Here is a 22,615-nt window from a genome sequence, read left to right on the forward strand (position 1 = left end):
GTATGAAAAAGCCGACAACAATGTCGGCTTTAGTGCTATGTGGTGGCGTTTTACAAGCCTAAAAATGACTTTGATTTTACTTTACGAATTTCTTTTTCATCTGACCATTCAATGAGGCCTGTTTCAAGATCCATTAAGCGCATGGTCATTTTGTAATATACGTCTTTGGTGCTGCCATCTTGTTTAACGATGCTCGATAAGTTGCCATAAAGCATATACTGCGCGCCAATTTGGCGACCAAATTTAATCGCAGTTGATGGGTCTACCATGCCAGCATTGTTTTGATAATCAAGTTGTTTACGTACGGTATCAACCTTAGTCATATCAATAAAGCGGAACTTACCAGAGCGTAATAACTTGTTGCTAATGGTGTCGGTCACTGATTCTGTATCGATATGCTCAGAGGTTTTGTTTTTGATTTTATCCACAAACACAATTGGGCGGTTACTTTGTGTCATCACCACCACAGGAGGGAATGCCATCATACTGTCGACCATCTTAGCGGCAATGTTTTGCAGATCGGTTGAGCCAAAGTTTTCATTGACGGTTTCGACTTCAGTGGCGTCACCATACTCTACTTTTGATTGGCAGGCGGAAAGTGCCATCACTGCAGCTAATACAAATATCAGTTTCAAATTTTTCATAATAAATTCCATTGGTGATGAGTGACAGTTGATAAACGATTATCGTCCATCAGATGATTATCGAATAAAAACGGGTACGATTGCCAGTCTCGATGACCCAAATTAATGTTGATCGCTGTGGTTTTACCTCTATTTTTACACTTTGGCTGTTATTTAAGCGAATATTATAGTTGCCGGCATCAATAAATTGTCTGGCGATTTGTGCTTGGCGTGGCAAGGTTAACCAGCTTCTGCGATCGGCCTGTTCGGTTATTACATTAAAAAGTTGCATCACAATGGCGCCGGCGTCAATTGGATTATTGCCACCTTGACCACTGCTTTGGACACTTCGGTTCATTTGGTATTTAGCATAAACTCTTGCGGCTTGGCGAAACAGAGCCGCGGGTAAATCTTCTTTTAACGCATTAATGGCTAAAGCATCAATGTTAGCAATAGTTTGAGCGGTTAGTGGCGCACCTAAACCTTGAATTTGGCTGTTATTGACTAACTGACGTTGCGCTTGATAAGTCGCTAATGAGGCGGATTGTAAATTACCGTTGATGGGGAACGGTACTGTAATACTTTGTTTTTCTGGTACAAAATCACGTTCAACAATAAATACGACTTGTCCTTGCTCCGGTGTCGGTAAGACAGCATCTCCCCAGCGACGTTTAAATTCATCGTATTGAGGCATATTCAGTTGTTTGGCTAAACGGACTAAATCTTGTTGTAAAAAGACATTATCTGGGGTGATTTGGGCTGCTTTTCGATAATCAATAAACGCGTCGTTAGGTTCGCTAGCGAGTTCGTGTAATAACCCGGTGGTGTAATAACTGTAGGCGTTAAGAAACGAGCTGGTGACACTGCCAGCGTCCTTACTTAATTGCGCCATTTGCGAATTAATAGTGCCATTAGCCATATCTTGCACTGACTTTTGAGATTGTTGATAGCGAGCTTGTTCCATGCTTTGCAGTTCATTGCTGCGACGAACTTCCACTAATGCTCCTTGAGCATCGCCACTGAATAAATAATTAAGCGCCTGATATTGATGCAGCATGATGCGCTCATATCCCGGACCTCGATAAGGTATGGCATTATCATTTAATAAAATACTGCTGGCCCCTGCGCCGAGTTTACTGGCACTGACAGTGGCTTTATCGTCAAAGACTTGATAGGCGTCTATGGCTTGCTGGTAATAAGTCTTACTGCGGGTAAAGTCACCCGCTATTTGCATAATACGTCCAGATTCTTGGGCATAAAGTAAGCCATCATTGCCACTAATATTGCCGGCCAAATCGGTGATGTTTGCGGTTGGCGTCTCGCTACTGAGTTGCTGCTTGTATGACGCTATTTGCGACGGATAATTAACAAAGACACTGTTAAAGGCGCAACCGGACAGGCCAAAACAGAGGATCAACCAAGCACAGAATGTTCTTAACATTGTGTCACCTGTACCTGCGTTGCGATAAGGTTGACCCGTTCAAGTAAGGTAATGCCTTGTAAGTGGTCATATTCATGTTGAAAAATACGCGCCACAAAACCCGTTAATGTTTGTTGATATAACTGGCCATCAAGTGATTGATATTGAACCTCAATTTCACTATGTCGCCAAATAGATAACCGCTGACCTGGAATCGACAAGCAGCCTTCTATACCCGCTTCTGTTGCGGTAGACGCCGATAAAATTTGAGGATTTATTACCACAGTTGGGGCCATTAAGGGCGCATCGGGATAACGTTCGTTTGGATTTGATGCCATGATGAACATCGCCGCGCGACTGAACACTTGCGTTGCCGCAATACCGACCCCGTTTGCATTTTGCATAGTGCTGAGCATGCTGTCGGCTAAAGTGTGTAATGCTTGGTCAAAAACCGTCACGGGCTCAGCAATTTGAGTCAGTATTTCTTCGCCTGTGGTAGCAATGCTGAGTAATGGCTTTAGCTGCATAGGTGACGGCTATCCTTGTTGTTCGCGTTTAACGACGAGCTGCATTAATCTATCGTTTAAGATCGTTATTACTTGCAAATAGGTCATTCATACTTACTTATGATCCACTCGGTTTGATGACTGTCTATGCCACATTGGCTCAACATCAGCTTAAGATGATAGCCATCTATTAGCCTGAGTTATGCTAGCCTGAGTTATGCCGCTTCGCAGCAAGGCTTTAGTAATGCGGTGGCGGTGTTTCATCTACCTGAGACGCCATATTACTGGGCTCAATAGCATGTAGTTTATTAACCATTAATAGCATTTGCTGTTGCTGTCTGGCAACCAGTGCATTGAGTTTTATCACTTCTTGGTTTAACTCTTCAATGGTGATGTCTTGAAATGATAATCTCATTTCAAGATCATCAATCTTTTGTAAAACGCGATCCATGTTGACCTCTTATTGATTAATTAATGCTGCCAATACTCAACGAGACCTTGGCTGCTAATGCTGACTATTGATCCTGGTGCTATCATTGCGGCAGAGTATACTACAGCGCCTTTGTTTTGGGTGTTTTTACTCAGCTGAACTTGCCAACGTGAAAGTCGCTTGCCTGAGTTAATTTGCCATAAAAAAATTTCTCTTGATGGCGTGCCTGTCAGTAATTGCTGGTCATGATTAACAAAGCGAGCAGTTGAAAAGGTCATTTGGCGTCGGTTAATATCCAGATGACTGATTGGTTTACCTGTACCCGATTGCCATAGCGTTGCATTACCTGTGATATCGCTGGCAAAGCTGAGTGTTCCAGAATCATTAATCACCACTTTAGTGATACGAGAGGTTAACTGCCATTGCTGGATTGGTTGACCCGTTTGGGCTTGCCAAAGAAGCACTTTACCGTCATTACCGCCACTGAGTGCCTTATTACCATCGGCACTAATGGAGACACTATTGACTTTTTCTTGATGGCCCAAAAATTGGATTAGGCGCGCTTTTTCTGGTGACAATGACATCACTGAGCCATCGACTAAACCAACAAGTGTTTGGCCTGTATTGGCTATGGCGACGCTTTGTGCATAAGAGGGTAACGACCACCATCCCACGGAAGACCCATCGGTTAATCGCCATATTGCCAGCGAGTGACTGCTGATTGTCGCGGCATAGAGGTTATTAGCCGATATTGCGGTCTCAATGACGTTACTGGTATTTTTCTGCTGACCTTGCAGCCACTGATAGGACAGGGTTGAGGTGGTGAGATCCCATACTTGTACACCGTTGTGAGCCGTACTAACCAGGGCAATACTGGCATCATTAGATAGGCTTGCACTGTAACTGGCATCGGTAGTAATCACCTGTACTTTGGTGGCTGGAGGCTGGCATGCCGTTAATAGACCTGTTAGGACAAATATTGACCAAAAAAGCAGCATTGGAACGCGTATCATGAACTTGCTCCTTGAATTGTTGTCCTAAACATTGTCATATAAGGTTTGCCCAATGGTATAACCGTTTTAACTAGTATAGAGTGGCAAATAAACATGACCACTTAAACATCTCATTGATTGAATGTATTAAGGTTATTGTAACCACTAAAGGATGCTGAGGAAGCTTTAATGAAATCTATTTACAAATTATCGTTAGTTGCATTAGCCGTTGTAGGCCTTACTGCGTGTAATCAACCACAAGACGTTGCCCAAAAGAAAGTTGAGCTAACAACTGATGTTCAGAAAGAAGCATATAGTGTTGGTGGTTCAATCGGTAAATACATGTCGGGCCACATTAAAGAGCAAGAAGAATTAGGTTTTGCTGTTGACCGCACCATGGTGATTAAAGGCTTTAGCGATGGCTTAGGCGAAGAAATGCAGTTAACTGAAGAAGAAATGAAGACTGTATTAGAAAACCTAGACAAAAAATTAAACGACAAGCGTTTAGAGCAAGCAGAAGCGTTAGCCGCTAAATCGATTGCTGAAGGCAAAAAGTTCTTAGAAGACAACAAAGCGAAAGAAGGTGTGACCACAACTGAATCTGGTTTGCAGTATGAAGTATTAGAAGCCGGTAGCGGCGACAAACCTGCAGCAGAAGACTCTGTTGAAGTGCACTACCGTGGTACATTAGTCGATGGTACCGAGTTTGATAGCTCTTATGCTCGCGGCGAAACGGCTAAATTCCCACTAAACCGTGTTATCCCTGGTTGGACTGAAGGTTTACAGTTAATGCCTGTAGGCGCTAAGTATAAGTTTGTTATCCCATCAGAATTAGCTTACGGCGAACGTGATACAGGCACTATTCCTGCTAATTCAACACTGGTTTTTGAAGTTGAATTAATCTCAGTAGAAAAAATGCCTGCAGCAACAGAAACCAAGTAATATCGTCTATGTTACCGTCACTCAGTGATTGAAATATGGATATCAAAAAGGACGCTCCGGCGTCCTTTTTTGTTTACAATGTAGTGTGTTTAACCTTTAACCTTTCATCTTGGCTCAGGATAAATGATTCACTTAGCCTTTTGACATGACTCAACCTTAGGTGGTTTGCTACATTCGCTATACCGAGCTAATAATGGTATTGCCATTAGCTTGTTGCCCACCTTGTCGATCATCTTCTAAAGATCACCTAGCCTCATCCCGCGAGTGCTTCATTGCGGTTCCGTGGCGCGTTATGAATAAAAAGGGCGATGACTCACTGATTATAGCCATTTCAAGCGGTAGAATAAGTACATTTGCAAGCCAATCAGCGCAAACAACCCGCCACAGAATGCAGCAAAAGCCCAGTTAGATTCAGCCCCAGGAATGCCGCCAATATTGACGCCCAATAACCCAGTTAAAAACCCTAATGGTAAAAACACCGCCGAAATCAACGATAAAAAATACAGTCTTTGGTTCACTTGTTCTGATTGTTGCGATTGCAGTTCTTCTTGGGTGACACTGGCACGATCTCGTATCGCATCAAGGTCTTCAATGACCCGAATCAGGGTTTCGTGAATTTCTCGCAAGCGGACCTTGTCATTATGGTCAAACAGTTCACTGGCTTCTTGTAGCATACGATAAAATGCTTCACGCTGAGGTGCTAAGTAGCGTCTTAACACTACCGTTTGCCTGCGCAGCTCAGCAATGTCGGTACGCAAGGTTTTGTTCACTTGAGTGACAACCCGTTCTTCTAATTCATCAAGCTGTTCTTCAAGCTTGCCAATAAACTCCACTTTACGCTGCGTCAGCCGCTCACAAATGGCCATAATAAACGCCGCACTATCAATGGGGCCTTTGCCTTGAGTGATCGCATCAGCAACATCAATCACCGATTGTAATTGACGCTCGCAGGTCGAAATGATTTTGTATTCTTCTGCGTAAATCCTCACCGCAACCATGTCTTCAGGGTCGGACCCAGGGTTTAAATTAACCCCACGCAATGCTAGTAATATACCTTTTTCTGAGCTTAATACTCGTGGACGAGTATCGGTTGCTAGTAGGGTATCCATCTCAACTCTATCTAAGCCAGAGTTGAGGAGCCATTGACGAGCTTTAGGTTCACGATAGCGAAGATGTAGCCACAAAAGCCCATCAGTGGGCTGCCATTGTGCTATTTGTTCAATGGTAAGTGACTGGCCAGCATTTGGCCCTGTAAGCAACAAACTGTATATAAAACCATTATTCATTATCAGAGATTCCATGTGACCACTATCGCAATAATTTACGCTACTTTTTAATCATGCCCAAGTTTTAAACGAGCTTGTAGAATGACATTCTTTATTTATCGAACATTTAACCATCAAATACACGATTTGATCAGTTAACGATCAGCAGAGTGGCCAATCATCGGTTAAAATAGAAAAAATGCTAACAAAAGAGTACTAGTATGGAATATCAGTTTCGTCGTAACCGCCTAGAAGGCAATTTTTTTGCTGAATTTAGTATGGATCACGAGGTGCTAGGCCGATGGTTTGCTGAACAACTCGGTGATGATAATCGCAAAGCTAATTATATTCTTAGCCAAATAGCGGCCATTAAAAAAGGGACTCTCACTCATTGGCGAGATATCAGTGGGGATTTAACCATCGACATCGACACTGAGCAGGTTAGAGTCTTTGCCAATGTGATTGATTTTGATGAAAAATACCAACTCGAAGATGCTATGAACTTATATGATGCCGAGTCTGAGTCTTATTGTGGTTTGGAAGACTTTGAGTCAGTACTGCAAAGTTGGTTAGCGTTTATTAACGATAAATAACAACAAAACCACATTGAAGTGGCCTTGTTGAGTATGAACTTGGTTGTTAACGCGCTAATTATTAAGGTAGCGTACAGCCATTTCAGTGCGTGATTTCGCATTCGCTTTACGCAGTAAATTCTTCACGTGAACTTTGACCGTCCCTTCGCTGATGTGTAAATCATCAGAGATCATTCGATTACTTTTACCTTCGGCTAGTTCCTGTAATATTTGCAATTCACGAGGGGTTAAATTTTCTATCCAGCTATTATCGTCAATGGTGTTTTTTAACTCATAAATATAAGCCTCGACTTCATCACTAATGACTCTGTGACCCAACATGGCTTTTTTAAGTTGCTCTAATAGTAAATCAGGCTCAGTGTCTTTGAGCAAATAACCATCAGCACCCGCGCGCAATAATCGAATGACATCTTGTTTTGCATCGGATACGGTTAAAATGACAATTCTTGCTGTCACTCCCTCTTGACGCATAGCGTTAAGAGTATCAAGGCCAGACATACCTTTCATATTCAAATCGAGCAAAATAATATCGGGTTCATTTTCGGCTACGGCTGCAAGAGCTTCTATGCCTGTGCCTGTTTCACCAAAAAGCGAAAAGTCGCTGTCGGAGGTGATTAATTGGCAAATACCACGACGTAATAATGGATGATCATCGACAACAAGTACGGAATACGGCTTACCCATTTAAAGGCTCCTGTTGAGGGGGGAAACTCAGCGTGACAGTAGTGCCGCCAAGCGGATTACTATTGAACGAAACGATACCATTCAGTTTGTTGGCGCGTTCATGCATGATACCAATACCAAAATGTTGGTCTCGTTCTGCTAAATGTGTCACGCCAATACCATCATCACAAATTGAAATAGTAATCATGCCATTCTCAGTCAACTGACAATCTACCACTATATGGGCAGGCTTTGCGTGTTTTATTGCATTTAATGTCGCTTCACGAATTAATTGCAAGATATGAATGTGTTGTTTAGCTTCAAGTAAATGTGCTGATAGTGTGTAGTTCAACTGGATATCGATATTGGTTTGATGACGTAATTGCTCCAACATAACTTCAATCGCTTGACTTAAATTAGGCTCTTTAATGGTTAACCTAAAGGTGGATAACAGCTCACGTAATTGTACATAAGCAGTACTGACACCTTCATTGATTTCCATCAACTGGCTTTCTACTTCAGGGCTACGACAACTATTACCAAGGCTTTTACGTAATAAACTGACTTGAATTTTCAAAAATGATAATAATTGCCCAATAGAATCATGTAATTCCCTTGCGATGACCGCTCGCTCTTCTAATAGCGCCAGTTGTTGGCGTTGCTCACTTGCATTATGGATGGTAATGGAGCGCGTTAACATCATGGCAAAGTTTTCAAACAATAATTGGTTTAATGGTCGGTTAGAAATGACATCTAAATAGCCCAACTGTGTCTTTTCTATCAATAGCGGAAAATGTACCGATTCAGCTTGCAACTCTTTCGGCCAACCGCCTTCTGCTTCAATGACATCTTCAGAGCCGTCATCATGTTCAACGATTAATCTGAGATAGGTTAAGTCTTCATAATATTTGAGTTGGTTGATTGCAGATTGCAATGCTTTATAGTCAAGTTTATCGGCATGTAGCATTACGAGGTTGTCGTATAAAAACTTTAACTCGTTATTTGCTCGGGTTAATGCCAAGGTTTTCTCCGTTACTTGGTCTTCTAAATCCTCATATAAGCTGGCTAATTCAGCCGCCGTTTTCTGCAATGCGTTACCTAGAGCCGTCAGCTCAATATAACCCGTTTTAGGCATTTCAACGTTGAAGTTACCTTTAGAAATCGTTGCGGCGCTGTCCATTAATAATTGCAACGGTTTAACAACGCGTTTACGAGTGAACACTACAGCAAAGAAAGCGATAACTAACAAAATAGATAAGCCGATAATCTGTCCAATAACCAATAGCTTAAGTTTAAAGGCCGCGAACTGTTCCATCTTAAATACTAAGGTGTTAATGGTGTCGACAAAGTCGGTCAATGAATTAGAGTAAAGCTGTGTATTCCCTTGTTCTATATAGACCTTCATTACTTGCCACTTGTCGATAACCACCAAGTATTGGTTTCTGAGTTCTTCAGGGCTATACCAAGCAAAGGAACGTTTAAGTGCTTCAGAGTTAAGTGTGTTTTCAAATTCAGTAATTTTTTTATCGGTATTATGACTGCCCGCATTGGTATACAACAAGAGCCGGTAACTTTGCATTCGCAGTGATCCCGAGGCATTAATCCCTTTGGCATCGCCTAAACTGAAGGTTAAATTGACGATAGAAAATACCGCTAAGCTTGATGACAACAAAATTAACATAAGCATTAAGCTTAAAATGGTGGAGGTAAGGCTGCCACGAGTAAACATAAAATCCTGTTGTTGATAGTGATTAGTGATTAAAAATAAGCCAAAAGTATTGTTTTATATCGTGTCCAATAGTGTGTTCTACATTAGGTATGGGTTGATAACATTAACAAGTTTACAAAACTGTGAAATACATCCTGTTTACATGTTGATCTGGCGCAAACTTTCATCGCTATACCCCATAAGGGGTATATTTAAAGTTGAATTAAATAGCTAACTTTGACCTTGGAGATGTCGTGATTATTAAATTAAATATAATGTAACACGGAGATAAAGGGTGATGAAGATGAATGTAAAATCAATTGCACTGGGTGCAGTGATTGCAGCCAGTTTTATGGCTGCAGGCGCAATGGCGAGTGATAAAACCGAACCGCGTAATGAGGTTTATAAAGATAAATTTTCAAAGCAATATGACAGCTGGCATGCTACTGAGGAAAGCAAAGAAGTTGTTGATATGTTAGAAAAAGTACCTAGCCTAGTTGTATTATGGGCAGGTTACGGCTTCGCTAAAGATTACAATGCACCACGTGGTCATATGTATGCGGTTACTGACGTAACTAACTCATTACGTACCGGTGCGCCAAAAAATGCTCAAGATGGTCCAATGCCAATGGCGTGTTGGAGCTGTAAAAGCCCTGATGTACCTCGGGTGATTGAAGAGCAAGGTGAAGATGGTTATTTCAGTGGTAAGTGGGCTAAAGGCGGTCCAGAAATAGTCAATGTGCTTGGTTGTGGCGATTGTCATGAAAAAGGTTCTTCAAAGTTACGCATGTCACGTCCATTTGCGGCTCGCGCAATGGATACATTGAATACGCCATTTGATAAAGCTTCTCGTAAAGACAAGCAATCAATGGTATGTGCTCAATGTCACGTAGAATACTATTTCGAGAAAACCGCAGAACGTCCTGGTTTCGTTAAATTCCCTTGGGATATGGGGACGACTGTTGAGCAAATGGAAGTGTATTACGACAGCATGGAATTCTCTGATTGGACCCATGCTGTGTCTAAAACTCCTATGCTAAAAGCACAACATCCTGGTTATGAAACTTGGAAAATGGGCGTGCACGGTCAAAATAACGTGAGTTGTATTGATTGTCATATGCCTAAAGTGACTAACGACAAAGGCCGCAAATTTACAGACCATAAAGTGGGTAACCCATTTGATCGCTTTGAAGAAACCTGTGCAACTTGTCACAGTCAAAGCAAAGAGTTTATGGTTAAGCAAGTTAATGAAAGCAAAAAGAAAGCACAAGACTTAAAAGCACGTGTTGAAACTCAATTAGTTAAAGCTCACTTTGAAGCTAAAGCTGCGTGGGATGCTGGTGCAACTGAAGTTGAAATGAAGCCAATCCTAATGGATATTCGTCATTCACAATGGCGTTGGGATTACGCAACTGCTTCTCATGGTGCATCAACTCATGCTCCTGCTGAAGTATTACGTATTTTAGGTACTTCATTGGATAAAGCGGCTGATGCTCGTGTTAAATTGGCTCAGCTACTAGGTGCTAAAGGTGTTAAGCAACCTATTGCATACCCTGACACTTCAACTAAAGCAAAAGCACAAGCCGCTTTAGGTATGAACATGAAAACCATGAATGCTGAAAAAGCTGAGTTTAAGAAAACACTGGTTCCTCAGTGGAAAGAAGAAGCTAAAAAGCGTGAAGCGACTTACTAATAAGTTTTACGGTGAGCATTAACACTCACCTCATGTAAAACCAGAAGCAATATAGCAAACAGCCCTCATTTGAGGGCTGTTTTTTTATGTGTTTGGCGTAGAAGTCGCAGATCAATCGATTGCTGTTATGTGCCATTAATGGTGGGGTAATAGTTGCACCAAAACAATGCGGCGCTGTTTTCTGTGCACTCGATTGGTGCTGTTCTGTTAACAAATAAAATACAAAATAAAATAAAAACCATATATAACAGACTGTTGAAAAAGTGGCCTAATGATTGAATTAACTCATTCAACAACAAAACAACAACCATTTTTTTTCACACTTTTGGAGGTCGAGATGAAACTCGTCAGCGCTATCATCAAGCCATTTAAATTGGATGATGTCCGTGAAGCTATTGCAGGCATGGGCATTGAGGGTATGACTGTAACTGAGGTAAAAGGCTTTGGACGTCAAAAGGGTCACACAGAACTTTATCGTGGGGCAGAGTATCAAGTAGACTTTTTACCAAAAGTAAAATTAGAAATTGCCACCAAGGATGAAAACTTGGACATGCTTATTGAAGCGATTACCAGTGCCGCTCATACCGGCAAAATTGGTGATGGTAAAATATTTGTAACTGATTTAGAACAAGCGATCCGTATCCGTACGGGTGAACTTGATAACGAAGCATTATAAGGGGGCGGTGATGGAAGAATTAACTCAATTAGGGCTGACGGTAACTGAATTACGTTTTGCACTAGATACATTTTATTTTCTTATTTCAGGCGCATTTGTGATGTGGATGGCAGCGGGTTTTGCCATGTTAGAAGCTGGCTTAGTTCGCTCAAAAAACACCACTGAAATTTTAACTAAAAACGTGTGCTTATACTCCATTGCGTGTGTCATGTTTCTATTAGTTGGCTATAACATTATGTATGTAAATAATGTTGAAGGTGGCTTTATTCCTTCTTTTGGCTCACTAATAGGCACGCAAGCTGAAGGTGCGGATCATGCTCTTGAATCTGACTTTTTCTTCCAAGTGGTGTTTGTTGCCACAGCAATGTCAATTGTGTCTGGTGCGGTTGCTGAGCGGATGAAGCTGTGGTCATTCCTTACTTTTTCAGTGGTAATGACCGCGGTTATTTATCCTGTTGAAGGGTATTGGACATGGGGCGGTGGCTTTCTCTCTGAAGCTGGCTTTGTTGATTTTGCTGGTAGTGGCATTGTGCATATGGCGGGTGCTGCCGCAGCCATCTCTGGTGTGTTGCTGCTTGGCGCTCGTAAAGGTAAATACGGTGAAGATGGTCAAATTCATCCAATCCCTGGTTCAAACTTGCCTATGGCTACCTTAGGTATGTTTATTTTATGGATGGGTTGGTTTGGCTTTAACGGTGGCTCGCAACTGTTAGTTTCAGATGCAGAAAACGCCAGTGCAGTTGCTAAAATCTTTGTCAACACCAACTCCGCTGCTGCATTTGGTGCCATCTCAGCACTTATCGTGTGTAAAGTGGTATGGGGTAAAGCAGACTTGACCATGATTTTAAACGGTGCGTTAGCCGGGTTAGTGGCGATTACCGCTGACCCATTATCGCCGTCATTGTTAATGGCAGGTGTGATTGGCTTGGTTGCTGGTGCTGTTGTTATCTTCTCGGTTATCGCTTTTGACCGTGTTAAAATTGACGACCCTGTTGGTGCTATCTCGGTGCACGGTGTTGCTGGTTTCCTAGGATTAATGCTGGTGCCATTATCAAATGCAGACGCGAGTTTTGGTAGCCAGCTATACGGGGCCGCGATTATCTTCGCTTGGGTATTCTCAGCATCTCTTGTTGTTTGGTTTGTGATTAAAATGACCATGGGTATCCGCGTAACAGAAGAAGAAGAGTATAACGGGATGGATGCTTCTGACTGTGGTGTAGATGCTTACCCTGAGTTTGTTAGTGTTAAAACCGCTGGTTAAGTGATTAATACGCTTTATTCGTATTATAAAACATAACCCTGGAACAGAATCCTAACATTAGGATTCTGTTTTTTTATGCACCAGAATAAAGAGGTTATCAAGCTTTGTTGGGGAAGCTGAGACAATGTGCTAGCGTTATGAGATAGCCATTTTGGGATAACAAGAGTGATGACATTATTAATGAAGCCATGGATGATTTGTCTGTTAGCTGGAGTCGTGTTATTAAGTGCCAATAGCTACTCTGGCACCGTTGTGGTGCGTCCGTCATCACAAGCCTTTGATGCATTTGCGGTTCGCGATTTGGTGTCACAACAGCATCAATGGCAAGAATTGTTAAGGCAGCAAGAGCAAATTAACATTTTGCAATCCTTACCCCTGGGTTGTGTCGCCGTGACGTTACCCTTTGACCACTTTAGCTGTGGCCTGCAATCTTATCGTCCCTACCAATACCAAGATAAACCCGTTTATATACAAATTGATCCGCCTATGAGTGATGGCCCATCTCAATAGTTAATCCCACTGGGATTAATAAAGGGGGCAAAGAGGGTAGAGTTCGAATACTTCAGCTGTTTGATAAGCGTTTATTATCCCAATAGCGGTTGGTTAATAAGTCGTTACAACCTTGTGACGGTTCTTTTTGACCGAGAGGTCATCTGTTGACTATACTTTTAGATAGCTTATTTCTATCTAAGGGCTGAATTATGTTCACTTATCACTCAAAAGGAATAGAGGTTGATCCCCCGTATTATGGTGATGACTTATTACCTGCGTGGGTTAATATCTTGTTTTTGTTTTTATTTTTTAGTTTGAGTGCCTGCCAATCAGCCCCGTCGTCGGTCAACAAAATTGATATTGATAACTTGTTTCATGATGAACTGTTCACACCTGTTGACGTTGTGACTGTTGACGATATTTATCGATTGCCAGAAAATTTTGTGACACAACTCAGGCGACAATTTCAAGCCGATAATACTATCCGTAGCCAAGGTGTGATGGCCAATGAGTGGTTGGCTCAGTATATCGGTGCACAAAATGGTGGCTTTGAATATCGAGACCATTTTACCCGCACAGCCGCTGAAACGGTACTCAGCCGCCAAGGTAACTGCATGTCTTTAGTTGTATTGTCGGCTGCGTTAGCGGATGTATTAAATGTGCCGGTTGAATTTCATGATATTGATGTTGAACCTATTTGGGATAGGCGCGGTGGTTTCTATTTAGTTAACGGTCATGTGAATTTAAGTTTATTACCTCCGGTTAATAGCAACATTGTGCTATTTAGCAGATCTGAAATGCTAGTGGACTTTTTGCCTGAACGCTCTGTTCGTGCTTACCATAAAAAAAGAGTCAATAAGCATCAATTAACGGCAATGTTCTATAACAATATCGCCGCCGAAGCGTTGGTGAAAGCCGATTACGATTTGGCTTATGCGTTAGTTAAAAAAAGCATTCAGCTAGACCCTCAATTTGTTGCTGCGATTAATACACTGGCGGTTATCTATCGACATAAGGGCTATGAGGATGAGGCTGAAAATGTCTACCGCTCGGCGTTACACGTTAACGATCAAGATCTGTCGACACTGTATAACTTAGCGTTAATTTTAGGTGAACAAGGTCGTTTAGAGGAATGGCGTGAAGTGCATAAAGTACTTGAGTTAGCGAGAATTAATAATCCATTTTATTATTTTGACATGGCCCAACAAGCGTATTTTGATAAGCAATATCAAGATGCACTCGTATGGTATAAGCGCGCTGTTGAGAAAGCGGATTATCGGCACGAGTTTTATTTTGGTTTGTCTAGGGCTTATTGGGCAACGGGTGAGGAGCGACTCGCTGAGAAAAATCTTAAACGTGCATTGGCACTCAGTGACACCAATAATAAACAACGCTACCAAATTAAGCTGCAAGCAATGAAGCAGAACTAATGCTTTTTAGGGGCTTAATGATGTGGCTGAACATTATTTTTGTTATGCGAGTTCGAGTATTTTTAGGTCGCGATATGACTGCTTGGGTGACGTAATGGCATTATTAACTCGATTAGTCATGATGGGTTGATGACAGACAATGTTGGTTGGGCAGGGTTGAACAATGCGATTTTGCTCGGGGGTAAGGGGGTCGAGCTTTAATTTTAGTTTATGGCGATAATATTCAAATATCTGTTTTTCTAATATAATTTCATGTACGTAACGATTAAATAACCTCACCACTTGGCTTTGTGATCAGTGATTTCACTAATATGAGGATTGGCATTGCTCAAATCGTTAAACATATCGACTAAGTATTGTTTTCAGTTTTGAAACCCTAAAAAAGACAAAGCATTAAGATCGTTAATTTATTCAATATGGAAGTTAATGCTTGATAAGCAGAACCCGCTATTTTTGATATTCAATCAAGTTTTGGGTATCAAATAGTCATTTAATATTATCGGCATAAACTAAATCTTCCGATGCCCTGAACCCATGTTCCACTGTCACTCAACGAGTTAAATTCGACTAATGGGTGTTAACCTTCGTTAGGCTCAATGGAAGCGGCCACTGAGGGGTTGATGTCCATGGTAACTTGCTGAATGTAATGGGTGTTTTTAGTTTTTCAATCAGTGATTACCTTCTGGATAACGAGCTGAATATTAAATGGTTCATCTTGTTTGTGTTGAGTTGAATGAGGTTAATAACCAAGGTAAAGCATATTAATATCATGAGTGTGTCTTTTCATAATACTGCTGATTGGCAGTGTGATTGGCAGTGTGATTGGCAGTGTGATTGGTTACTAAAAATCTATAAATAGGCTTATTTAATACTCAGTTTACATCGGGGTACTGTGTCTCATTCGCTATTACTTCCTATTACCGTATTGCCCGTGACTTGCTATAGCATCTGTTATCGGTATCGATGAATAATACTTGATTGATTTGTCGATAGATACTGGTTAAATTGGAGATTCATGTTCATTTTTTTCGATGGTTTTTGATCATTTTTAATGAATCGTATCATCTGATTTACCTTTTAATGGATCAGATAAATAAAATGTTTTGCCGGAGCTGTAACCACTATGCATTACCAAACTGACGATATTCGTATTGATGAAATAAAACAATTGCTTCCTCCTATTGCGATTCTAGAGCGATTTCCGGCAACCGAAAATGCATCAGCAACCGTTTTCAATGCACGCAACAGCATTCATAACATTTTAGCCCGTAAAGATGATCGTCTGTTGGTGGTGATTGGTCCTTGTTCAATCCATGATCCTGTTGCGGCTTTAGAATATGGTCAACGCTTGGTTAAGTTACGTGAACAGTATATAGATCAGCTTGAAATCGTGATGCGGGTGTATTTTGAAAAGCCGAGAACAACCGTGGGCTGGAAAGGCTTAATTAATGATCCGTATATGGATAATAGTTTTCAACTAAATGATGGCTTACGCACTGCGCGCAAATTATTAGTCGATTTAAATGACTCTGGAATACCAACCGCAGGTGAGTTTTTAGATATGATCACGCCTCAGTATGTGGCCGATATGATGTGTTGGGGCGCTATTGGGGCTCGCACCACTGAGTCGCAAGTACACCGAGAGCTATCATCGGGGCTGTCTTGTCCTGTTGGATTTAAAAATGGCACCGACGGCACCATTAAAGTGGCTATTGATGCGATAGGTGCAGCCAATGCTCCTCACCACTTTTTGTCGGTGACTAAGTTTGGTCATTCAGCGATTGTATCGACCAAAGGCAACCCCGATTGTCATATTATTCTTCGTGGTGGACGCGCCCCAAACTATAGTGCTGAGCATGTTTCAGAGATTGCTAATCAGCTGACTAAGTCAGGATTAGTTGATAATATTATGATTGATTTTAGCCATGCCAATAGCAGCAAAAATTATAAAAAACAGATGGTGGTATCAAAGGATGTTGCCGGCCAAATATCTCAAGGTAATCAGGCTATATTTGGGGTTATGGTTGAAAGTCATTTAGTCGAAGGAAGCCAAGATTTAATTGAAGGCAGTGCATTGTGTTATGGACAAAGTGTTACAGATGCTTGTATCGGTTGGGATGACACCGAGTCGCTTTTAGCGACCCTAAATCAAAGTGTACTAGACCGTCGTCAAGCATAGTCTTTGGCAAAATCACTCAAAAAATAAGGCGCAATGAGCGCCTTATTTTTTTGTATATTCAACGAGATATTCATTAGCCTTTGCTAGATTACCAAAGGCCGAGATAAGATTATTACGGCCTTTGTCTTGCAGTTCAGGGTTATCAGATTCAATCATCATCCATACCCATGTTTGTATTAGTTGTAATGGAGGGTACTGAATTTTTGTGTTATCCAACATAAAGCATCCTTTAAGTTAGTAAATCTTTGTCTGTTAATCATCAAACAGGCCTTTATTTGTACTCGAAGAGTAGCAAATTATGCTCACAGAAATAACTCTATTTAGCTTAAAAAAGCACAAAAAAACACAAATAAACCCAAAAATTATATCTTTGACTAATAAAAATCTATTTTTAGTAAGCCTTAAGTATTACTAAACTTGACGTTAAAAAGGTTAACATCAATAAAATTTGATAATATCCATTCCATTATAATGTGACGTAAGTCTGATAAGGAAATGGCATATAATAAGACAATCAATGTTTACCATTCGTAACACTGCCAATAACAGCGGTAATTAACTGGAGTAAAGATGAGACCTTCTGCGTATTTTGAAGGCCCGGTAGGGACGTTAAATTGGCAAGTTCTACGATTGTTATGGCCATATTTATTAGAATTTAAAGGGCGAGTATTGCTGGCGATGATTTGCCTCATCGTTGCTAAAATAGCGAGTGTTGGATTGCCATTTATCCTTAAAGACTTAGTCGATACGCTCGATAAACAATCAGCGACGCAGCTAATCGCCGTCCCTGTTGGTTTGGTGTTAGCCTACGGTGCGGTTCGCTTGCTCAATGTCATTATTGGTGAGGTACGCGATACCTTATTTGGTCGGGTTACCGAACGTGCTATTCGTCGCCTTGGACGGTCGGTTTTTGAACATTTACATCGACTCGATCTTGATTTTCACTTAGATCGCCGTACCGGCGGCCTGTCGCGTGACATTGAACGTGGCACCAGTGGTGTCAGTTTTTTAATGCGCTTTATGGTGTTTAATATCGTTCCAACACTGCTTGAAATTGTCTTAGTTATTGGTATTTTCTTTTATAACTATGGCGCGAGTTTTGCGCTGATCACCTTCTTCTCTGTTGTGACCTACATTGGTTATTCCGTCGTGGCGACAGAATGGCGTACAGGTTATGTGCGCGATGCCGCTAGAGCCGACTCGCTGGCAAATACTCGTTCAGTGGATAGCTTATTAAATTATGAAACCGTAAAATATTTTAATAACGAAGAATTTGAGTCGCAACGATATGACTCTGCGCTTGAGCAATGGGAAGTGGCAAAGCGCAAAAACCGTTTATCGTTATTTGCGCTTAATGGTGGCCAAGCGTTAATTATTGCCGTTGCTATGACTGCCATGATGGGGTTGGCGGCCTACGAAGTGAGCCAAGATTCCATGACTATTGGCGATTTTGTATTAATTAATGCGTTTATGATGCAGTTATTTATTCCGTTAAATTTTTTAGGGTTTGTTTATCGTGAGATCCGCGGTGCATTAGCCAATATTGAACGCATGTTTGATATTTTAGCCAAACAACCACAAGTATTAGATCAGGTTGATGCGATAGAAATTAGCCCAACCATTGGAGCGATAAAGTTCACTGATGTGAGCTTTCATTACGATCAACGAGCCATTTTAAAAAGTGTCAGTTTTGAGGTGCCAGCAGGGAAAAAAATTGCCGTAGTGGGCGACAGTGGCGCAGGTAAATCCACTATCATTAAATTGTTATTTCGCTTTTATGATGTTGCCAGTGGTTCGATCACTATAGATGGTATTGATGTGCGTCAGTTTAGCCAGCAAGCTTTACGCAGAGCAATCGCAGTAGTACCGCAAGATACGGTATTATTTAACGATTCTATTTATGAGAATATTCGCTATGGCCGTGCAGATGCTTCCCGTGATGAGATTATCGCGGCGATTAAATTGGCTCATTTGAGCGACTTTATTGAATCATTGCCAGATAAAGGCAATACCAAGGTCGGTGAGCGTGGATTAAAGCTTTCCGGCGGCGAAAAACAACGTGTTGCTATTGCTCGTGCTGTGTTGAAAGGTGCGCCTATTTTAGTGTTTGATGAAGCCACGTCTTCATTAGACTCACGCTCAGAGCAAGCTATTTTAAGTGCCTTGCGAGATGCTGCAAAAGGTCACACAAGTTTAGTCGTAGCCCATCGTTTATCGACCATTATTGATGCAGACCAAATAGTCGTATTGAGTAAAGGTAATATTGTTGAGCATGGCACTCATACTAGTTTATTAGCTCAACAGGGGCTTTATGCTCGGCTTTGGCATATTCAAAATGAACAAGAAAATCTGGCGAAGGGCTAAGTGTCGATAAACATGTTTCTGCGTTATATAAACTAAAAGTGAGAGGATTAGATGCTAGTACGCTAGCGCGGCTAGATTCTATACCAGCTAAAAGCGAGAGGATTAGATGCGAATATGCTGTGCGGCTAATTCCGAGTACCTAGCCGACCGAAGGTCGCTCTAGCAGCCCTATTCCTAGAACGTTGAGCGCGGTCACTTCTTGATATGCTGGAGCCTACATTTCGAGGTCGTTTAGGTATATATGTTGATGTGGCGTAAAAACGGGCGTTTGGGTTTATCATTCTCTTACCATGAGTAAGAATTATCACCAGCGAAGTCGTTAAGTGGGGGCATAATTAAAAACCTCTTTATAGCGTAAGCACTCTATAATGGAACATTTTAACAGCGCTGAATGGTGTTAAAACCCTATTGTTAGATTTATGGCTAATGAATTTTTTGACGATAGTGATTAACGCAGTTAATCTATAGCCTTACTCGTGAGTTATTTATCTCAGATAACATTGTTTTTCAATCAACTGGATTTTATTAAAGGTGCAGATTCGTGTATGGAGATGACTTGTGCATAATATTGCGTTAATTGCGGCGCTAGAAGGCACCCGGCATCAAGTGACAACAGATTGGTTTGCTATTATGGCAATGCTAAAAACGCGTAACATGTCTGATGATGCAATTAAAATAGTGTACAACGATTTGTGTGCTGGTTTAAGGGTGACGACTCGTGGCGTGACGTTAGCTAAGGCGATGGATAGTGATCTCGATAAGAGTATTGTATAACCTAGCCAATTAAACAAAATGATGACACGCAGGACACACTTTTGTTGTTTGACTCGCTCTAATCAACTCATGCTGTTATATCGATTTGCACTGACTTATGATGCTAATGAATTGATATCAGTGTATCTTTTGGGATGCCATTATGGCTTTAATCGCTAACATTAGGATTTTTGGTCGATAAAGCACTTGGAAGAAGATCGGGATATAGTCAGTTATGTCTAAAATGACAAATTCGACTGTTGATTAAAAATGATTACTTTTTCTGCCAACTAATACACACCATTTTTATCAGTGCCGCTGGAGAAGGGTCTAGTGTTAAACGTTTAATTTTGCCTTGTTCAAAGCATACTAATTCTCCTTCGATTTCTGTCATTCGATTACAGTTTTTACAGCTTAAACTTAAGCTTTTTGCATTTAGATCTACTGCATTCGTTTTTATATTCAATACGAAACCCTCTGGACTGACGTCTCTTCAAATCACATTAAGACTGCTTATTGTGACTAATATCAAACATATTGTACACCTTTTCTCATTTTCGGCAAAGTAATCCGCGCACTAGAGCCCTGTAATTTACTGGGGTTCATGACCTACACTATTGCATATGTCGGTAATGTTTATCGAGAGTGACTGCGACCCCAGACGATTGCACAATACGAGCATGGTGGCGGGTTAAATATCTTGGATCTGTTACGCCGCATGAATGTGCGATCATGATTAAATCATAGTGTAAAAAATGATTATAGTTTGCGACACGTACCGATTTATCTTTAGGATCTAAGCCTTTTTGTAGTCGTGTATTATGAGTTGTAATGCCAGTGGGGCAAGTGTCTTTGTTACATTGCAGCGATTGAATACAGCCTAAGGCAAACATATTTCCACGGGCGGAAGCAATAAAATCGGCACCAGTGGCTAATGCCCATGCCACATATGAGGGTATGATCATTTTCCCCGTAGCAATAATTTTAATGCGTTGCTTAAAGCCGCGTTCATTCAGTAAATCAACCAGTAACGGTAAACTCTGTCGTAGTGGTAAGCCCACATTATCCATCAGAGCTTGTGGCGCTGCGCCTGTACCGCCATCGGAACTGTCTAAGGTAAAAAAGTCTGGTGCATGCTCAATACCACGGCGCTCAATTTCATCCAGGAATTCGGTTACCCAAGACATATCGCCTAACACAGCCTTAATTCCTGTTGGTTTGCCGGTAATACCTCTTACCTGATTTATCATATCGACAATGTCAGCTACGTTGTTTAATTCAATGTGTCCATTGGGGCTAATTGAGTCTTGTCCCGCTGGGATCCCGCGAATAATGGCAATTTCTTCAGTCACTTTTATGGCGGGTAAAATACCACCTTTACCGGGCTTAGCACCTTGGCTTAACTTAATTTCAAACATTTTGACTTCAGGATGCGCTGCAATTTCGGTGAGTTTTTGTGCGTCTAAATGGCCTTGAGCATTACGGACACCGTATTTAGCTGTGCCTATTTGAAATACTAAATCACAATGACCTTTTAGATGGTAAGGGCTTAATCCTCCCTCGCCAGTATTGAGCCAACAGCCTGCTTTTGCTGCGCCATGGGATAGTGCTGTAATCGCTGGACGAGACAATGCCCCAAAGCTCATTGCTGATATATGGCAAATTTTCTCGGTTATGTAAGGGTGATTACAATCGGGGCCAATGGTGACAGCGATGGTTTTATGGGTGTCATGATCATTGATGGGGAATGCTGAGTTCATGAACATTACTGCCCCCGGTTTATCTAAGATCTGAGTAGAACCAAACGCAATGGTGCGGTCAACATTTTTAGCGGCGCGATATACCCAACTGCGTTCGGCGCGATTAAATGGCAGCTCTTCGCGGTCTTGGGCAAAAAAGTATTGTCTAAAAAACTCGCCTTGTTTTTCTAGAATATACCTAAAACGGCCGATGACAGGGTAGTTATGCCGAATGGCTTGTTTAGTTTGCAGTTTATCAGCGATAAACATGTAAATTACCGCAATGAGCAAGAACCAGAATAACATTAATAAAAGACCAGAAAAAATATCTATTCCCCACATAAACCAATGTTGTTGCAGCATATTTTTGTCCTTAATTAAAATTCAGTGTGAGAGACTCAGTATGGGTGATAATGATAAAATTAATCTTATTAACTAGCCATATTAGCAATAACCAATACGAGGTAACTATATCGTTACACTTTTGACCTCGTTATCAAACGGTTTTCTTTTGCAGTAGTAAGGCATTAATTGATGCGATTGTGATGCGTTGAAGCTTACTTTTTCAATTTAGCGGTTATTGCTAATGTACACATTAACGCTGTTATTTGGGCTATCCTTTACATTATCGTTATGCAATATAGGCCTTTAGTTCGCCATTAATATCGTAAGGGGGTGAATGAGATGAATCGTTATATTTATCTATTATGACTTCAGAGATTCATTTTTTGGTCGATATTTAGGCTATCTATTATGCTAAATGAGAAATTATTATGGATGTTAACAATGCGGCTTCAACTAATGCGACCTGTAATGGTCAAGTATTTCTGGAGAGATTTTAAGCCGCTTTTTTTAACTCATTATATTTCTGATGTGGCGTCTTATA

At 41.1% G+C, this 22,615-nt stretch carries 21 protein-coding genes; 10 read left to right on the top strand and 11 right to left on the bottom strand.

What is annotated here, in order from left to right; all coding sequences use genetic code 11:
- Nucleotides 1-50: 50 nt before the first annotated feature.
- From lpoB to AAEZ02_RS11940, 5 genes are all read right to left on the bottom strand, one after another.
- Entirely contained in the window at nt 51-644 is a 594-nt protein-coding gene (lpoB, locus tag AAEZ02_RS11920) for a penicillin-binding protein activator LpoB (RefSeq protein ID WP_198554786.1), read from the bottom strand.
- 49 nt (nt 645-693) lie between these two features.
- Entirely contained in the window at nt 694-2,064 is a 1,371-nt protein-coding gene (locus AAEZ02_RS11925; protein WP_124012421.1) for a COG3014 family protein, read from the bottom strand.
- Nucleotides 2,058-2,570, bottom strand: a complete 513-nt coding sequence (def, locus tag AAEZ02_RS11930) for a peptide deformylase (RefSeq protein ID WP_124012420.1) — start codon at nt 2,568-2,570, stop codon at nt 2,058-2,060. Before def ends, AAEZ02_RS11925 begins: the two co-directional genes overlap by 7 nt.
- Nucleotides 2,571-2,787: 217 nt before the next feature.
- Nucleotides 2,788-3,000, bottom strand: coding sequence for a SlyX family protein (locus AAEZ02_RS11935; RefSeq protein WP_101034224.1), 213 nt, complete (start codon nt 2,998-3,000; stop codon nt 2,788-2,790).
- Between the two features lie 20 nt (nt 3,001-3,020).
- Nucleotides 3,021-3,992, bottom strand: a complete 972-nt coding sequence (locus AAEZ02_RS11940) for a WD40 repeat domain-containing protein (protein ID WP_351076366.1) — start codon at nt 3,990-3,992, stop codon at nt 3,021-3,023.
- 168 nt (nt 3,993-4,160) lie between these two features.
- Here AAEZ02_RS11940 and fkpA point away from each other — a divergent pair, with 168 nt between their 5' ends.
- Nucleotides 4,161-4,913 carry an FKBP-type peptidyl-prolyl cis-trans isomerase gene (fkpA, locus tag AAEZ02_RS11945; protein ID WP_101034226.1) on the top strand — a complete coding sequence of 251 codons (753 nt, stop codon included), beginning with the start codon at nt 4,161-4,163 and terminating at the stop codon, nt 4,911-4,913.
- A gap of 320 nt (nt 4,914-5,233) precedes the next feature.
- On the opposite strand, the gene AAEZ02_RS11950 is transcribed toward fkpA, so the two are convergent.
- Entirely contained in the window at nt 5,234-6,199 is a 966-nt protein-coding gene (locus AAEZ02_RS11950; RefSeq protein WP_101034227.1) for a zinc transporter ZntB, read from the bottom strand.
- 200 nt (nt 6,200-6,399) lie between these two features.
- Between AAEZ02_RS11950 and AAEZ02_RS11955 the strand changes: the two genes are divergently transcribed.
- Nucleotides 6,400-6,771, top strand: coding sequence for a YacL family protein (locus AAEZ02_RS11955; RefSeq protein WP_101034228.1), 372 nt, complete (start codon nt 6,400-6,402; stop codon nt 6,769-6,771).
- A gap of 54 nt (nt 6,772-6,825) precedes the next feature.
- Here AAEZ02_RS11955 and AAEZ02_RS11960 read toward each other — a convergent pair whose 3' ends face one another.
- The gene (locus tag AAEZ02_RS11960) at nt 6,826-7,455 is read right to left on the bottom strand and encodes a response regulator (RefSeq protein WP_124012417.1); all 630 of its coding nucleotides are present in this window, start codon (nt 7,453-7,455) and stop codon (nt 6,826-6,828) included.
- Nucleotides 7,448-9,163, bottom strand: a complete 1,716-nt coding sequence (narQ, locus tag AAEZ02_RS11965) for a nitrate/nitrite two-component system sensor histidine kinase NarQ (protein ID WP_101034230.1) — start codon at nt 9,161-9,163, stop codon at nt 7,448-7,450. Before narQ ends, AAEZ02_RS11960 begins: the two co-directional genes overlap by 8 nt.
- Nucleotides 9,164-9,446: 283 nt before the next feature.
- On the opposite strand from narQ, the gene nrfA reads away from it, so the two are divergent.
- The 6 genes from nrfA to aroG all read left to right on the top strand — a co-directional run bounded on the left by nrfA (nt 9,447) and on the right by aroG (nt 16,873).
- A complete protein-coding gene (gene nrfA, locus AAEZ02_RS11970) occupies nt 9,447-10,835 on the top strand; it encodes an ammonia-forming nitrite reductase cytochrome c552 subunit (RefSeq protein WP_206191826.1) in 1,389 nt (462 codons plus the stop codon).
- Between the two features lie 337 nt (nt 10,836-11,172).
- Nucleotides 11,173-11,511, top strand: coding sequence for a P-II family nitrogen regulator (gene glnK / locus AAEZ02_RS11975; protein WP_011636110.1), 339 nt, complete (start codon nt 11,173-11,175; stop codon nt 11,509-11,511).
- A gap of 10 nt (nt 11,512-11,521) precedes the next feature.
- Nucleotides 11,522-12,772, top strand: a complete 1,251-nt coding sequence (locus tag AAEZ02_RS11980) for an ammonium transporter AmtB (RefSeq protein WP_124693468.1) — start codon at nt 11,522-11,524, stop codon at nt 12,770-12,772.
- A gap of 168 nt (nt 12,773-12,940) precedes the next feature.
- Nucleotides 12,941-13,282: a hypothetical protein gene (locus AAEZ02_RS11985; RefSeq protein WP_233768651.1), complete on the top strand. Its 342-nt coding sequence runs from the start codon at nt 12,941-12,943 to the stop codon at nt 13,280-13,282.
- A gap of 191 nt (nt 13,283-13,473) precedes the next feature.
- A complete protein-coding gene (locus AAEZ02_RS11990; protein WP_124012414.1) occupies nt 13,474-14,694 on the top strand; it encodes a tetratricopeptide repeat protein in 1,221 nt (406 codons plus the stop codon).
- Between the two features lie 1,123 nt (nt 14,695-15,817).
- The gene (aroG, locus tag AAEZ02_RS11995; RefSeq protein ID WP_351123235.1) at nt 15,818-16,873 is read left to right on the top strand and encodes a 3-deoxy-7-phosphoheptulonate synthase AroG; all 1,056 of its coding nucleotides are present in this window, start codon (nt 15,818-15,820) and stop codon (nt 16,871-16,873) included.
- A gap of 42 nt (nt 16,874-16,915) precedes the next feature.
- On the opposite strand, the gene AAEZ02_RS12000 is transcribed toward aroG, so the two are convergent.
- Entirely contained in the window at nt 16,916-17,092 is a 177-nt protein-coding gene (locus tag AAEZ02_RS12000; RefSeq protein WP_101034235.1) for a hypothetical protein, read from the bottom strand.
- A 351-nt stretch (nt 17,093-17,443) separates the two neighbouring features.
- Here AAEZ02_RS12000 and AAEZ02_RS12005 point away from each other — a divergent pair, with 351 nt between their 5' ends.
- Nucleotides 17,444-19,237: an ABCB family ABC transporter ATP-binding protein/permease gene (locus AAEZ02_RS12005; protein ID WP_101034236.1), complete on the top strand. Its 1,794-nt coding sequence runs from the start codon at nt 17,444-17,446 to the stop codon at nt 19,235-19,237.
- A gap of 558 nt (nt 19,238-19,795) precedes the next feature.
- Nucleotides 19,796-20,011: a hypothetical protein gene (locus AAEZ02_RS12010; protein WP_101034237.1), complete on the top strand. Its 216-nt coding sequence runs from the start codon at nt 19,796-19,798 to the stop codon at nt 20,009-20,011.
- A gap of 253 nt (nt 20,012-20,264) precedes the next feature.
- Here the strand turns inward: AAEZ02_RS12010 and AAEZ02_RS12015 are convergent, their stop codons facing one another.
- Nucleotides 20,265-20,456, bottom strand: a complete 192-nt coding sequence (locus tag AAEZ02_RS12015; RefSeq protein WP_101034238.1) for a hypothetical protein — start codon at nt 20,454-20,456, stop codon at nt 20,265-20,267.
- A 148-nt stretch (nt 20,457-20,604) separates the two neighbouring features.
- Nucleotides 20,605-22,092, bottom strand: a complete 1,488-nt coding sequence (locus AAEZ02_RS12020; RefSeq protein ID WP_124012412.1) for an FMN-binding glutamate synthase family protein — start codon at nt 22,090-22,092, stop codon at nt 20,605-20,607.
- Nucleotides 22,093-22,615 lie beyond the last annotated feature (523 nt).

Source organism: Shewanella sp. T24-MNA-CIBAN-0130, from assembly GCF_040310185.1.
Lineage (GTDB): Bacteria > Pseudomonadota > Gammaproteobacteria > Enterobacterales > Shewanellaceae > Shewanella > Shewanella psychromarinicola.